Source organism: Blautia sp. LMAG:36 (assembly GCF_008680535.1).
In the GTDB taxonomy this organism is placed as follows: Bacteria; Bacillota; Clostridia; order Lachnospirales; family Lachnospiraceae; genus Blautia_A; species Blautia_A fusiformis.
Genome location: NZ_NALB01000004.1, coordinates 300,001 through 314,726 on the forward strand (window position 1 = coordinate 300,001; position 14,726 = coordinate 314,726).

Annotated in this window: 8 protein-coding genes, 7 tRNA genes and 1 rRNA gene (1 of these 16 running past the window's edge); 12 read left to right on the forward strand and 4 right to left on the reverse strand. The window is 43.6% G+C overall.

Translation table 11 applies throughout. The features are described from left to right. The 8 genes from CCC17_RS05665 to CCC17_RS05700 form a co-directional block, all read left to right on the forward strand. Positions 1 to 1,597, forward strand: a 23S ribosomal RNA gene (locus tag CCC17_RS05665) (it extends 1,290 nt beyond the left edge of the window). An 85-nt stretch (positions 1,598 to 1,682) separates the two neighbouring features. Next, positions 1,683 to 1,756 (forward strand) — tRNA-Asp (locus CCC17_RS05670). A gap of 29 nt (positions 1,757 to 1,785) precedes the next feature. After that, positions 1,786 to 1,858, forward strand: a tRNA-Val gene (locus tag CCC17_RS05675). A gap of 8 nt (positions 1,859 to 1,866) precedes the next feature. Continuing rightward, positions 1,867 to 1,948 (forward strand) — tRNA-Tyr (locus CCC17_RS05680). Positions 1,949 to 1,955: 7 nt separating this feature from the next. Beyond that, positions 1,956 to 2,028: transfer RNA gene (locus tag CCC17_RS05685), tRNA-Thr, on the forward strand. 15 nt (positions 2,029 to 2,043) lie between these two features. Further along, positions 2,044 to 2,117: transfer RNA gene (locus CCC17_RS05690), tRNA-Met, on the forward strand. A gap of 5 nt (positions 2,118 to 2,122) precedes the next feature. Continuing rightward, positions 2,123 to 2,195: transfer RNA gene (locus tag CCC17_RS05695), tRNA-Phe, on the forward strand. Between the two features lie 64 nt (positions 2,196 to 2,259). Then, positions 2,260 to 2,332, forward strand: a tRNA-Lys gene (locus tag CCC17_RS05700). Here CCC17_RS05700 and CCC17_RS05705 read toward each other — a convergent pair. Next, on the reverse strand, positions 2,333 to 3,205 hold the full coding sequence (locus tag CCC17_RS05705; RefSeq protein ID WP_287082688.1) for a tyrosine-type recombinase/integrase: 873 nt from the start codon (positions 3,203 to 3,205) through the stop codon (positions 2,333 to 2,335). It abuts the tRNA gene before it with no gap. 277 nt (positions 3,206 to 3,482) lie between these two features. Next, the gene (locus CCC17_RS15025; protein WP_021652491.1) at positions 3,483 to 3,686 is read right to left on the reverse strand and encodes a helix-turn-helix domain-containing protein; all 204 of its coding nucleotides are present in this window, start codon (positions 3,684 to 3,686) and stop codon (positions 3,483 to 3,485) included. Positions 3,687 to 3,849: 163 nt separating this feature from the next. On the opposite strand from CCC17_RS15025, the gene CCC17_RS05715 reads away from it, so the two are divergent. Beyond that, on the forward strand, positions 3,850 to 5,865 hold the full coding sequence (locus CCC17_RS05715; protein ID WP_287082690.1) for an Ig-like domain-containing protein: 2,016 nt from the start codon (positions 3,850 to 3,852) through the stop codon (positions 5,863 to 5,865). Positions 5,866 to 6,582: 717 nt separating this feature from the next. Here CCC17_RS05715 and CCC17_RS05720 read toward each other — a convergent pair. Further along, a complete protein-coding gene (locus CCC17_RS05720) occupies positions 6,583 to 7,002 on the reverse strand; it encodes a DUF3592 domain-containing protein (protein ID WP_022426144.1) in 420 nt (139 codons plus the stop codon). A gap of 129 nt (positions 7,003 to 7,131) precedes the next feature. Between CCC17_RS05720 and CCC17_RS05725 the strand changes: the two genes are divergently transcribed. After that, complete coding sequence (locus CCC17_RS05725) at positions 7,132 to 11,145, forward strand: carboxypeptidase regulatory-like domain-containing protein (RefSeq protein ID WP_287082692.1); 4,014 nt, start codon at positions 7,132 to 7,134, stop codon at positions 11,143 to 11,145. Here CCC17_RS05725 and CCC17_RS05730 read toward each other — a convergent pair. Continuing rightward, positions 11,109 to 12,254 carry a metallophosphoesterase gene (locus tag CCC17_RS05730; RefSeq protein WP_330577294.1) on the reverse strand — a complete coding sequence of 382 codons (1,146 nt, stop codon included), beginning with the start codon at positions 12,252 to 12,254 and terminating at the stop codon, positions 11,109 to 11,111. The two genes, CCC17_RS05725 and CCC17_RS05730, sit on opposite strands and share 37 nt — an antisense overlap. 246 nt (positions 12,255 to 12,500) lie before the next feature. Between CCC17_RS05730 and CCC17_RS05735 the strand changes: the two genes are divergently transcribed. Continuing rightward, positions 12,501 to 13,370: a SpoIID/LytB domain-containing protein gene (locus CCC17_RS05735; RefSeq protein WP_156906942.1), complete on the forward strand. Its 870-nt coding sequence runs from the start codon at positions 12,501 to 12,503 to the stop codon at positions 13,368 to 13,370. A gap of 165 nt (positions 13,371 to 13,535) precedes the next feature. Then, on the forward strand, positions 13,536 to 14,504 hold the full coding sequence (locus tag CCC17_RS05740) for a M23 family metallopeptidase (protein ID WP_084449199.1): 969 nt from the start codon (positions 13,536 to 13,538) through the stop codon (positions 14,502 to 14,504). The last annotated feature ends 222 nt before the right edge of the window (positions 14,505 to 14,726 follow it).

Here is a 14,726-nt window from a genome sequence, read left to right on the forward strand (position 1 = left end):
TAGCGAGATAGAGGTGGGAATCCTCTAGGCTGAATATCCAAGGTTTCCAGGGTAAAGCTGATCTGCCCTGGGTGAGTCGGGACCTAAGGTGAGGGCGAGAGCCGTAGCCGATGGACAACAGGTTGATATTCCTGTACTGCAGTATGACAGAACTGTGGGGACACGTAAGGAGAGCGGGAGCCGGGAATGGAAAGCCCGGTACAAGCGAGGTACCAGTATGGTAGGAAAATCCGCCATGCAATGGGAAGACGTGATGTGGAGCGAAGATTAGTAGCGAAGCCCGTGAGCCATGCGTCAAGAAAAGCCGCTATCGTTCATATTGTACCCGTACCGTAAACCGACACAGGTGGATGAGGAGAGAATCCTAAGGCCGGCGGAAGAAGTATTGCCAAGGAACTCGGCAAAATGGCCCCGTAACTTAGGGAGAAGGGGTGCCTGCGAGAGCAGGCCGCAGAGAATAGGCTCAAGCAACTGTTTAGCAAAAACACAGGTCTATGCGAAACCGAAAGGTGAGGTATATGGGCTGACGCCTGCCCGGTGCTGGAAGGTTAAGAGGAGAGGTTAGACGTAAGTCGAAGCTTTGAATTTAAGCCCCAGTAAACGGCGGCCGTAACTATAACGGTCCTAAGGTAGCGAAATTCCTTGTCGGGTAAGTTCCGACCCGCACGAAAGGCGTAATGATTTGAGCGCTGTCTCGGCAATACATCCGGTGAAATTGAAGTGCCAGTGAAGATGCTGGCTACCCGCGCCAGGACGGAAAGACCCCATGGAGCTTTACTCCAGTTTGGCACTGGGGTCCGGTGTTGCATGTACAGGATAGGTGGGAGGCTGAGAAACGGTAACGTCAGTTGCCGCGGAGCCGCTGTTGGGATACCACCCTTGTGATATTGGGCTTCTAACCAGCCGCCGTAATCCGGCGGTGGGACAATGCCAGGCGGGGAGTTTGACTGGGGCGGTCGCCTCCGAAAGGGTATCGGAGGCGCCCAAAGGTTCCCTCAGAATGGACGGAAACCATTCGAAGAGTGCAAAGGCAGAAGGGAGCTTGACTGCGACACCGACGGGTGGAGCAGGTACGAAAGTAGGGCTTAGTGATCCGGTGGTATTAAGTGGGAATGCCATCGCTCAACGGATAAAAGCTACCCTGGGGATAACAGGCTTATCACTCCCAAGAGTTCACATCGACGGAGTGGTTTGGCACCTCGATGTCGGCTCATCGCATCCTGGGGCTGTAGTAGGTCCCAAGGGTTGGGCTGTTCGCCCATTAAAGCGGTACGCGAGCTGGGTTCAGAACGTCGTGAGACAGTTCGGTCCCTATCCGGCGTGGGCGTAGGATATCTGAGAGGAGCTGTCCTTAGTACGAGAGGACCGGGATGGACGGACCGCTGGTGGACCGGTTGGCTTGCCAAAGCCATGGCCGGGTAGCCAAGTCCGGAAGGGATAAACGCTGAAGGCATCTAAGCGTGAAGCCCCCCTCAAGATGAGATATCCCATTCTTATGAAGTAAACCCCCTTGAAGACGACGAGGTAGATAGGGCAGAGGTGGAAGTGTGGCAACACATGGAGCTGACTGTTACTAATCGGGTGAGGGCTTGACCAAGAAACGCAGGTTAAGAATTGATTCAAAGAGTTTGATTAACGATCAACAAGCATGTATGTAGTTTTTAAGGTACAAACCTTAAAATGGCCCAGTGGCTCAGTTGGTTAGAGCGCCGCCCTGTCACGGCGGAGGTCGAGAGTTCGAGTCTCTTCTGGGTCGTTACAGCTTAGCTGTAATGAATTAAATATGGGATCTTAGCTCAGCTGGGAGAGCATCTGCCTTACAAGCAGAGGGTCATAGGTTCGAGCCCTATAGGTCCCATAGATTATGGATGGATTCCCGAGTGGCCAAAGGGGGCAGACTGTAAATCTGTTGGCACCGCCTTCGAAGGTTCGAATCCTTCTCCATCCACTTAAATGCCGATGTGGCTCAATTGGCAGAGCAGCTGATTTGTAATCAGCAGGTTATCGGTTCGAGTCCGATCATCGGCTTTTAACATTTAATAACGCGGGGTGGAGCAGTCTGGAAGCTCGTCGGGCTCATAACCCGAAGGTCATAGGTTCAAATCCTGTCCCCGCTACTTATGCCCAGATAGCTCAGTTGGTAGAGCAGAGGACTGAAAATCCTCGTGTCGCTGGTTCGATTCCGGCTCTGGGCATGTTTTAATGTAAAACATACAAACGGCTGGTTAGAAAAAGCCTGAGTATTAATTAATTTAATATGGGGTATTAGCTCAGTCGGTAGAGCACTTGACTTTTAATCAAGTTGTCCGGGGTTCGAATCCCCGATGCCTCACTACTTTTTAAGAGCACTGTCGAACTGACAGTGCTTTTTTCGTGCCCGGAAAAGCCTTGTTTTATGCGGGTTTCCGGGCTTTTTTATTTTTTTTATAAGTGTGTTCAAAAGTGAATTTTTTTGGCGATTTACTGTTACACTTGTGTTACACTCCCTTAGGCGAGTGCTTTTTCTACCTTTTTCCGCCTCAGTATTCCGGTCAAAACAGTAGTTTTTCAGGGGTGTCCGCTCATCTGAGTGTCCGACCAGCTCTCTTACTGTATTGATATTAACATGAGCATCCAACAGGGTTGATATGTAAGTTTTTCTTACCTTATGAGAACTTTTTACTGTTGTGCCATATTCCTTACGATACTTGCGGAAACGGTATGCAACGGCATACTGGGGAAGTGGTTTCCCATCCATTGAGAAAATATATCCGGTACTGTCTGCCCCGGTTTCTTTCTGCCTTGACCGGGCTGTTTCGATGATCTCCTTAGCCTTTTGGGTCAATATCACCTGCCTGTCACCACAATCCGTTTTGGCGTGTTCAATGATCTTTTTTGTGTCTTTGTTGTACATGCGCTGGATATGGATATAATCCGGGCTTTCAATGTCCTCATACCGGACGGCACACAGCTCACCGATACGCAATCCTGTCTGGAACAGGAATGGAATTGCCAGCGGTGCAAGATCATACGTGCAGTTGTGGCTGTAGTAGTCTTTCCATGCCAGTTCGGTTATTGCGTTTTCCTCGGCTGTCTGATAGACCTGCGTTGCATCGGGTTTCTTTTTAACCTTCCGAAACATTCGCTTGCCGTCGATTTTTACATACTTGAATGGATTTTCCAAGATAAGGTTTAAGTCCGCCGCATAGTCCAATGCCTGCCGCATAATCACGGTGCTGTTGTAGTATTGCGGTAGCACCTATTACAAGAGCTTTATATGATGGCAGTCCATATTCCTATACATTTTCGAAGAAAAGAGATAAAAGCCGTTCCTATATTCAGAACGGAATCGTTCACAATTATAAAGAGGTCAAAGAATATTATAATGCGATTAAAGCATTGTATGATGAGTATGTAGAAGCAAAAGAAAATATATCTGATATGTGGGAAAATGTTAAATAAAAAGTATCCCTTTACTAGATTGTTAATCTGGTAGAGGGGCATTATACTTTCTTCTTATATAAAATGATGTCCTGCACTTCACAGTCGAGTATTTCACAAAGTGCGTTGATTGTATGTGTGGAAATATTGGAATTGCTTCGCATCCGGGACAGTTGGCCAGCAGAGATGCCGTATTTATGTATCAGCTGATACTGGCTGATGCCTTTTGATTTTAATGTGTTCCAGAAAGGGTCGTAAGTTATCATACAAGATTGTTCCTCCTACTTGCATGATACCCGTTAACGGCTTATAATCATATTAGCCATAAATGGCTATTTCTTGCTGTTATTCATAACGATTTTTTTTGCTTATGGATTGACACAAGCTATGAAGAAAGTAAAATAGAAGGGAAAAGGAGGGATTTCTTTTATGAAGAAAAGAGTGAAAAAGATTTTGGCTTTTATATTAGCCGTGGGAATTGTTGCTCCCAGTCAGGCTGGAATTGTTGAGCCTGTGAGCATGGTTTCCACTGTAGAAGCGGCAACGAACACACTGACATTGAATGTGTCCAATAAAAATATTTATGTTGGTGCATCTGCAAAGCTGAATGTTAAAGCTACAAAGGGGGCAAAACTGTCTTACAAGACATCCAATAAAAAAATCGTTACCGTAGACAGTAAAGGTAACATCAAAGGCAGAAAAGCCGGGACAGCAAAAATCACTGTGACCGCTTCAAAAGCAAAACGCAAATCTGTCAAAAAAGTTATTACCGTAAAAGTAGTAAAACAAAATCAAAAAATCACAGCTTCGAATGTGTCTGTTTATTACAAAAAGGGACGTTCTCTTGGAGCAAAGGCAAAGACAGGGTTGACTTACAAATCTTCCAACAGCAATGTTGTAAGTGTCAATTCAAAAGGCTACATTTTAGGAAAGAAAGTGGGAACGGCTAAGATCTATATTACAGCCAAAGAATCCAGTGTATACAAAAAAACAACCAAAACGGTTGTTGTAAAAGTCATAAAACAGGCAAGTACTCCGGTTGTGAAACCAACGGCTACTCCGAAGCCGACAGCAAAACCGACCGCAACGCCAAAGCCAACGACTGCTCCGAAGCCGACAGCAACGCCAAAGCCAACGACTGCTCCGAAGCCGACAGCTACACCAATGCCGACTGCAATGCCAAAGCCAACGACTGCTCCGAAGCCAACGGCGACACCGAAGCCGACAGCAACACCGAAGCCAACTGAGACTCCTAAACCTACGGAAGCCCCGAAACCAACGGCAACACCGAAACCGACTGCAACACCTACACCGATTCCAGTTGTAGAACCTAGTGGTGCTCAGAAGGCTGAGATTGATGCTCTGTGTAGTAGGGATTACAAGTTACCGTATACTTATGTAAGTAAGGATATGTGTAGTGCTTCTTCATTCAAATTCACATCCGATAAGTCACTTGCTAAGAAGGGTGGATATTGCTATGTAGAGTCTGCTGATCTTTCTCTCGTAGAGGTATACCCACCTGCTGATAATGATTCTGTTTTATGGATGGACGTGGCTAGGGCTGATGACGGAAATGTTGGAAAGAAAGTTAAGGTTACGTTCTCCAAGGGTAGTTATTCTAAATCTTGCTATATTGAGATTGTAGGGTTAGATGCCGATTGGGATACTGTACCGGAGGAGGATGTTGCTAAGGCTATTGTAGACCGTTCTGACCTTGCTGATGAGGTAGTTCGTCTTATTAACGAGTACCGTGTATCTAAAGGTTTAAATGCTTTACAGTATGAGGAACGTACCAGACTGCGTGAGGCTTCTGTTGTTGCTGGATGTTCTATTTTGAATGCCTGTAAGAATGATTGTCCTAATGTTGTAAATGTTTTAGCTTCTCATGGTATGGCTGAGATAGGGTGGGGTAGTACCGGACCTTGTTATAATCCAAAAAAAGTAGTAGATGCCTGGAAAAATTCAGCTCTTCATAATGCCAATATCTTAAATAAAAAACTTAAAACTATAGGTTGTGCATATTTTATAGGAGGGTATAATTACCCAGTAACTGATAGGGTATATGATTATACATCTGTTAAGGTATCTTTATCTAGTGCTACCATGGAAAAGCTGAATTCTTATTCAGACGATTTATCTGATGAGTGTATTATAACAAATATCGAAGGTCTTGTTAATACAAAAGATGAATTACACAAATATGCTTCATGGTTCTATCATCCTAAGGGAACCTCTACATTTGCTCAGTCTTTAGTATCTAATGATTTCAGTGATAGTCCAGTAGTTGATTTTTCTGACAGTATGTCGGATTCAACTGAAGATTTTTCATCCGACCAGCCTGAATCAGTTCAGAGTGATTTAGAAATTTCTGAGGTAGAAGGTGGTAGTACGGATGTTGATTTTGGCGATACTTCTTCTGATCCTTCGAAGCAAGCAACAGAATAACCCATTAATTCATTCCCGGCATCGTTTAAAGGTGTCGGGAAGTTTTTATGTTATATTTTGGCCTGAGTATTATACACAATATCCCCCAGCCGTCAAACCTGCTTCGCACCGCTGGGCGGCTTCGGGCTTGACTGCCGGTGGACATTGTGTTTTGTGTAGTCAACCAAAATCAAACATAAATATAAACAACAGAGTGTTTCTGGATTTAATAAAAAATTTTTTCATTGTGCTTGTAATATTATGAAATTTCCTGTAAAATATTTCTTGCAAATAGGATTGTATATTTTCGTGCTGATTTTATGTGTTACACTTTTTGTTACACTTATATAAGCGACACGGAAAACTCCTTTCTTTTAAGGTTTTTCAGGTGAGTGGTCGGGTTCGAATCCCCGATGCCTCACTTTTTAAGTGGATCAGATAAATTCCCATTTATTGCTCAAGGCAGTAGGTGGGAATTTTGTTTTATATCTGTGCGAGTATAGTATAAAGGAAGACGGTTACGTTGTGATTCAGCGTAACCGCCTTTTTATATCATAGAAAATTACGTACTGACGAACGAATCAGCAGAGCCATCGAGTAGGATTTCAATGGTAGGAGTATGTCAATGCGATAAAAAAATATTATGGACATTTTCGACAAAAAATGTTCACTTTGCGACAAATTTGACAAAGTTCAAGAGATAAAAATGTTATATAATTAGAGCATAGCTGTACAGTATTAAGACTTTATCATAAGAATGAGCAGGAAATCTGTTATGAGCAGGATTACTAGGAAGACAATAGAGATGGTCATAGAATAGATATTCTGGATCTGGTTTGGATTCTGCGGATCACATTTAATCTGAACATGCTTTCCGGGGGCTTTGCCGAGGCGTAAAAACTCGATTCGGTCAGCTGTGTAGTTTTGTTCCTTGTAGGTGTAAGAGTACTTCACATAGTTATGATAATTGGAACTATGAGGCTTGTTAGGATTATTTGAGCGGCTGACAGATGATATAACAGCATCTACAGGTACGTAATCATGATATTTTATGGCGGAACAGATAGTTATTGCCAGAAAAAAAACAGTTCCGATTACGCAGCAGCCCAGAATAACCGGTAAAATTTGGCGTGCTTTTGGATTTACGGTGACATTCATGATTTTTCTCCTTTCTTGGTTGATAGTCTGATAATTTACGGGGGATTAATTATAAATGATTTCGAATGATCTCGAAAATTTATAATTGGTGAACATTATAGCATAGTACAGCAGAAGGGAAAAGTGCTTATGAAGAGAAAAAGTGCATCAAAAAAATTGCTGCCGCTGATGCTGATCCTGATGTTGATCTTAGGAATCAGCATGCCAGCAAATGCAGCTGCAAATCCCAGACTGAACAGTACAAAAAAGGTTTTGTACGTGGGAAAAACATCACAGTTAAAGGTTGTAAACTGGAAGAAAGCCGTGAAATGGTCTTCTTCCAATAATAAAGTTGTAAAGGTTTCGTCAAAGGGAAAGATAACGGCTGTGAAGACCGGAACCGCAACAGTAAAGGCCAGAATTGCCAAAAAGACATTAACCTGTAAGGTTACAGTAAAAAGCCCGGGAATGTCAGTGAAAAAAGCCGTATTGTATGTAAAGGGAAAAAGTCTGCAGTTAAAAGTAAACGGTGTTTCGGGAAAGACGGTATGGAGTTCTGCCAATAAAAAAATCGTTAAAGTCAGCTCTAAGGGAAAAATAACAGCAGTAAAAACCGGAACAACAGTGGTTAAGGCTAAAATAGGAAAAAAAGTGTATACCTGTAAGGTTACGGTAAAAAATCCTTATCTGTCTGCAAAGAGCTTAAAATTTGTATGGGGAACAGCGAATACGTCCAGGAAGCTTTCGATAAAGGGTGATGTGATCAAAGCTGCCTCAAGTTCAAATACAAAGGTTGCCAAGGTAAAAAAAGATGGTACGGTTTCTGTAACAGGAACAGGAACATGTACAGTAACCTTTAAAGATTCCAAGAAGAGAACATATCGATGTAAGATAACAGTTGTGAAACCAACACTGAAAAATCAAAAAGCTACTCTGGAAGAAGGGGAAAGTATCCAGCTTGGTTTTAAGGAAAAAGGTGTTAAAGTAAGCTGGTCATCTGCTGATCAGAAAATTGCAACAGTAACAAAAACAGGTGTTGTCCAGGCAGTCGGAGAGGGAAATACATCGATCGTTGCCAAAGTAAAAGGAATAAAAATCTTTGCAAGGATTTTTGTTACGAAAAAATACGTGCAGGATTCCGGACATGAATACACCAGAGGTGAATGGGTAAAACTTCTTCTGGATAAAGTTGGCTGCAAGTATGAAGAGCAGTTTGACAGCAAAAATTATTATTATGCTGATACCAGAGAAAATGAAAATGGAATCGCAGCAGAAATTGCAAAAACTATGGGAATCATTCCCGATGAAACCGATGAGCAGGATGTTCCATATTTTTATCCTGACGAATATGCAACAAGAGAGTTTGCCGCATATACAGCAGTAATGCTTATGGGATATGAAACTACGGATGAAGAACCGACATGTGCAGATGCGGCTCAGATCAGGTATAAAAATGTTGTAGCTATTGCACTGAAAAAGAATATGCTGTCTCTGAATGGAGATACCTTTGAACCGGAGAAGGCAATTAACGGAAATGATGCAGCTCAGATCTTAAAAGCTATCGACCAGATCACTGAGGACTCAGTAATCGATGAGAATTATGACAGCAAGGTTACCTATGCAACAAATGTAGTTGAAGTCAAAGATACTTCCAAAAATATATACAATGTTGTCCAGAACAGTGACGGAACTTATACGATCACAGTAAAAGATGGAAATGCTTATAAAAATCTGGAAACCGGAAAGGTTGTACTGTTTTCTGCAAAGGAAATGGGAACAGATACAGATATTGCATTAAAAGTCCAGAATATCACAAAGGACGGACAGGGACGTCTGATCATTAAGGCCGGCAAACCGGATGATATTTCAGAGGTTTACAAATCAATTGATTTTGAAGGTGCAGGAATTGCAGATCCGGAAAATATGCAGGTAACTGCAGAGGGCGTTCAATATGAGTATATTCCGGAAAATTCAAGTGAGGTGCCGGCAGGAGGACTTACTCTCGGCGGAAGTATTCCGGTTCCAGGTAAATTGAAATTTGATCTTAATCATAAATTTAATGATAAGGTGAAGCTGTCCGGTTCTGTTGCTGTTACGATTCCGGATGTAAGCTGTAAGCTGGATGCCGGATTTAGCTGGGGAAAGATAGAGGTAAGGCATTTTATTGCGTCAGTTACAGGAAAAGCTGATTTCGAAGGCGGACTTTATATAAGTGGCGTGAATTCAGAGCAGCAGATCAAACATGCAAGTGGAACTATGGAAACAGTCAGCGATGTACTTGAACTGGGACGAGTTCCTATAAAGCTTGGTACAACTGGTCTTTCTGCAGATCTGGTGGTTTCTCTGTTTTATGATGTGTCCGGGCAGTTTGTTGTGAAATATTCCGTTGAAGCAACCGGCGGATATGAATTCAAAGATGGAAATGGAAGATTTATCCATGATTTCAGTCAGACTTTGACACCGGTCACAATAGAAGGATCTGCGAAATGCGGTCTTCAGTTTGGATTAAATCTGACTGCATTGGAGACATGGGATCTGGCGGGAATTGATATTAAGGTAGGACCTGCGGCAAAGGCAAGCGTATCCTATACAGTTCGTGAAGCCGGAAATGTGCTTTGTTCTGATGTAAGAACCTATATTTACGCAGCGGGTGAGTTGAATCCGGATACGGTGGTCGGAAAGTTCCTGAAAACGGTATGGCATTATACGTTGTCCAAGGATTTTCTGTCTGATGATGACGATAATCCACTGAAACTGAAGGTTCATTTTGAAAATGGAACACTGGTAGATAAATGTACAGTCGGAGCCGGAAGCATTGAGGGAAGCGTTTTGGATTCAAACAGTAAAGCTCCTGTAAAAAATGCCAGCGTGGAAGCATATTCCGGAACAGTCAAGGTTGAAAAAACTTTCACGAAAGAAGATGGAACTTATTCATTTAATGATCTTGATGAAGGAATCTACAAAATTGTTGTCACAGCAACCGGTTACCAGAAATATGAAAGCAGTTCCATGGGAGTATCAGCGAACCAGATCACATACGCAGAATCTTTCCTGATGGTATCCAGAGCAGAAGCCGGAGATGGTGAGCTGAGTGGAAGATTTATTCATTCCATGACCGGTGGAAATATAGAAAATGTAACTTATGAATTACGTAAGGGCTGGGATAATGTGATCGGAGAGACTGTAAAAGAAGGCGTATCAGCAGATGGAACCTATACGTTGACTGTGCCAGCCGGAAATTATACGCTGAATGCAAGCAATGAAGATTTTGTTTCTGCTCATATCAATGTTGTAGTTCAGGCAAATGCATGCAGTGAACGTGATGTAACAATGTCACCGACCAATATCAGTGCAGGAGATGAAGGTCTTCTTCAGATCGTGCTTACATGGGGAGAAACTCCGCGAGACCTGGATTCTCATCTGCTGGGACCTGCTGATGAAAACGGAGATGACTACTTCCATGTATACTACAGGGATAAAAATGCATATTCAGAGGATGGAGATGTAATAGCAAATCTGGATTTGGATGATACAAGCAGCTATGGACCGGAAACAACAACCATATACAAAGGCTTCACCGGAAGAAAATATAGCTTTTATGTATACGATTATACAAACGGTGAAGATGATGCGAGTACAGAATTATCTGCTTCGTCAGCCAAAGTAACCGTTTACCGGGGTGGAAAACAGATCTACCAGGCAAATGTACCGGTTAACAGGGAAGGATACCTGTGGCATGTATTTGACTATGATGTGCAGTCAAACAAGCTTATGCCAGTCAATACCTTTGTATATGATTATGAAGTGCCGGAAGCAAATGCAATGGAAGATAATTCAGGCATTATTTCAGAAACAGAAGCCCTTGAGATCATCAGAAACAGTGAAAAGAAAGTTGAAGAAGAGAGCAGCGAGGAACTCAATATGAGTTCTGAAGAAGGAAAGACGGACGATAATACTGAGGAAGAGATATTTGATGATTCCAGTGAAGAGCCGGAGATATCAGAAAGTGGTGATACGGCTGAAGTAATTGAGTTTCCGAAGGACTCTGAAACGGAAGAAGAAAATGACGGAACAGAAATAACAGAAGAGGATAGTGAGCGTGCGGAGGAGCTGCCGGTGGAAGATATTTATGAGGGATCAGAGGAGTTAGGTCTGGCAGGATAAAAATGTACTGTGATCGAACAGATCTCGCTGTTTGTGGCAGTACGCATATTCGGGCCCCATATGCCGGCACCGGAGGTAACGATGTTGTGCATAGTCCCCTTTTTCAGGTAACCGCAGGAATTTTCCCAGACCAGGCCGGTGATGATGTTCAGAGGGAACAGCTGGCCGTCATGAGTATGGCCGCAGAGATCAAGGTCTGCGCCTGCGGCTGCCACTTCATCCAGCTGACCGGGCTGATGATCCATAAAAATAATCGGGAGTGTTTTGTCAAGGCAGGCTGTAAGCTGGTCAGGATCCTTACGGGTGTTGGACATTTTTCGGCAGCGTGAAGGATCCTTACGGCCTGTCAGATAAAACCGTTTATCTATGAGGACGGTTTCGTCATCGAGAAGCCGGATGTTGGCAGATTCCAGAAAATTCCGCATTCTGGGATCATCATAATCTTTTTTTGCATTGCGGAAGGTAAAACCGGCCAGAATCGGTTCGCTGAGATCATGGTTGCCCCAACAGGCATAAACGCCGTATCTGGATTTCAGCGAACGGAGAATGGCCGCTGTTTTTTTCGGGTTTTTGATCCCTTCATATTCGTTATCAAAAATATCGCCGGCAATACAGATCAGATCCGGATCTTCGGCGTTGATCTTTTTTACAAGAAGCCTGGCATGTTTTTCTCCGATACTGTAACCGAAATGAATGTCTGCGAGCAGGACGATCTTCAGGGAGTCCATTCCCTTCACCTGCTTGTCTATTTTCACATCATAAGTTTTTGTCTTAATATTCCACTGATTAAAAATCCCATAGAGACTGACACCAATGATCAGAAGGGTGCAGACAGCGCCTGTGACTACGAAGGCTTTCCGGGAATACATCCAGGCCGGATGAAGCGTATGCTTCAGGATCAGTCTGCAGAGATCTGTAGTTACGATTACGATCAGGATGTAAAGAAATGTTCCCTGAAAATAATTTGCCGTATTTTTCAGGAAGCGATGGAGCGCAGGGGGCTTCCGGATGAGAAAACAGGTCAGAAGAGAAGTGGACAGAAAAATATAAACACCTGCAAAGCATGCCCGGAACGCAAAGGTCTGGAAAAAATGAGTGCAGGCACCCATCCACAAAATCATCCAACGGACGATATAAATATTAATGAGAATATATAATGGTGCGAGAAAGATGGCAAGCATGGTGTGTGATACCTCCATTCGTGGCAAGCAATAAGCGGTGAGCAGGACTGATCGCTGCAGATACTTTTTGGATTGATACATAGCATTTCCATAAATTACTGCAGCATGTTCGGAATAACTTTTTTTGATGCATTGATTCATAGAACTGCTATAGTATACAGCAAATAATAATTTTTGGCAAAAGAACATATATTAGGAAAAAGAACGCTTATGGTGCTTTTTATGAAAAAATATGCGCTTCTTCGATATTGTCTGGTGTTTTTAGCAATTGTTCTTCCTTATTTTTCGGCGGCAACCATTAATGGACCGGAGAGGGTTCTGGCAGAGAGGGTGCCGGATATGGAAGAATATCTCCCGGTCATTGTTTTTTCGCAGATTTCCCCGGATATGAAAAAAGAAACCATAAAAGCGCAGACTGTGATCGCACGGTCGAATATTCAAAGGTGGCTGGGCGAGGGGAAAAATCTGGCAGAGATCCTGAGGGAAAACGGAAGTACAGAGGAAGTCTGGAGATATTTTTTTGCAGAAAAAAGGCAGATCTATGAGCAGGCAGTAAAAGAGACGGATGGACAGGTACTTACATATGAAGGAAAAGTGAGGCTGACTCCCTGGCATAAGAGAAGCGCAGGGAAAACCCGCAGCGGGGAAGAAGCTTTTCATGATGAGGCGTATACATATCTGAAATCGGCAGATAGCAGTGCGGACAAAAAATCTCCGGATCGTATAAAAATCGTGGAAATTCCTGCGGGGCAGCTTTCCGGGGAGCTGAAGATCAAAAAACGGGACAGTGCCGGTTATGTGACAGAGCTTACGATTGGGGAAACACTCCTGGAGGGAGAAAGCTTTGCAGCGGGAATGGGACTGGAATCCGCGAATTTCAGTTTGAAGAAAAAGGATGATATTTATTATCTGCGAGTGCGTGGCAGCGGTCATGGTGTGGGATTTTCCCAGTTTGGTGGAAATGAGATGGCAAAAAACGGAAGCAGTGCGGAGGAAATCCTGGAAAAATATTTTCCGGAGATGGAGCTGAAAGCTGAGGATTAAAGAAAGTCAGGCATCCGAAGCAACGTCTGATAAAAAAATATTCAAAAAATGAATAGACAGCCATATTCTGGACACTCTATAGATATAGAAATGGTGACCGAAACGGCAGCTTTACTGCTTTTTCTGTTACTGAAAATGAACATATCAGACAGAGGTGGAAAGAATATGAAAAGTAAAATTGTGAGAGGTATTATCAACGGAGGTGTTCTGGCAGCAGTGGCGGCACTTGGGATTACTGTTTATCAGCTTGGAACAAAGCCCATCGCAGAAAATCCCCAGGAGGAAAATTCTGTACAGGTAGAAGAGACCGGGCTGGAAGAGGAGCTTTCGGACGGGGAAAACGCAGAGGATGCGGCAGCTGCCGGAGATGGCTGGCAGGATGTAGCACAGGATGAGATCTCTGATGGAGAAACCGGAGATGAAGCAGGTCTGTCAGGAGCTTCAGAAGCCGGAGCAGATGGAGTGACAGGAAGCATCCGTGAGACTGCAGGAAGTGGTACAGCCGAAAATGCAGCGGCAGATGCAGATAATGGAAGTGGTACGGATGATAGGAGCGTGTCTGCGGCGGCAGGTGCAGACAGAAGCCGCACAGATGGCACTGGAAATACAGCAGATAATGCCGGAAATACATCGGCAGAGGGAGCGGTGAATAACGGAGCTGGAGCTTCCACAGATACCGCAGAGACCTCAGCTGTCGGAATTGCGGCACAGGCTTTGGATTTTACGGAGGATTCTATTATGGAATGGCCGGTCAGAGGAACGGTTCTTGTGGATTACAATATGGATGAAACCGTATATTATCCGACTTTGGATCAGTATCGTGTGAGCTCTGCCATTGCTTTGCAGGCAGTGGAGGATGCGCCGGTGTATGCGGCGGCAGATGGTCAGGTGCTTTCTGTTGTACAGGATGCCTGTACGGGAACGACTGTGACTATGGAGCTGGGAAATGGTTATCAGGCAGTATATGGGCAGCTGAAGGACCTTACTGTGGCAGAAGGTGACACAGTAAAGGAGGGCGAAGTGATCGGAAATATCAGCGCACCTACCAAATATTATTCTGTAGAAGGCCCGAATCTTTATTTTGCAATGAAAAAGGATGGCGTGCCGGTAGATCCGTTTGAATATCTGGAATGACAGGGAAAACCGAAAAACAGATATGCCGGGGAGATTTTTAGAAACAGAGTATGGAGGATACGGGATGGGAGATATATGCATCCCGTATCCTCTGCGTTGTGAAGCGTATTAGTGAGAACGGAGTGAGCAGTAATAAAAATTTCCATTTACATAGGAAAAGAATCTTTTTTACCGGAAAGAAACCGTGTATAATTTATATTATAAATATGCATACAAGGACAG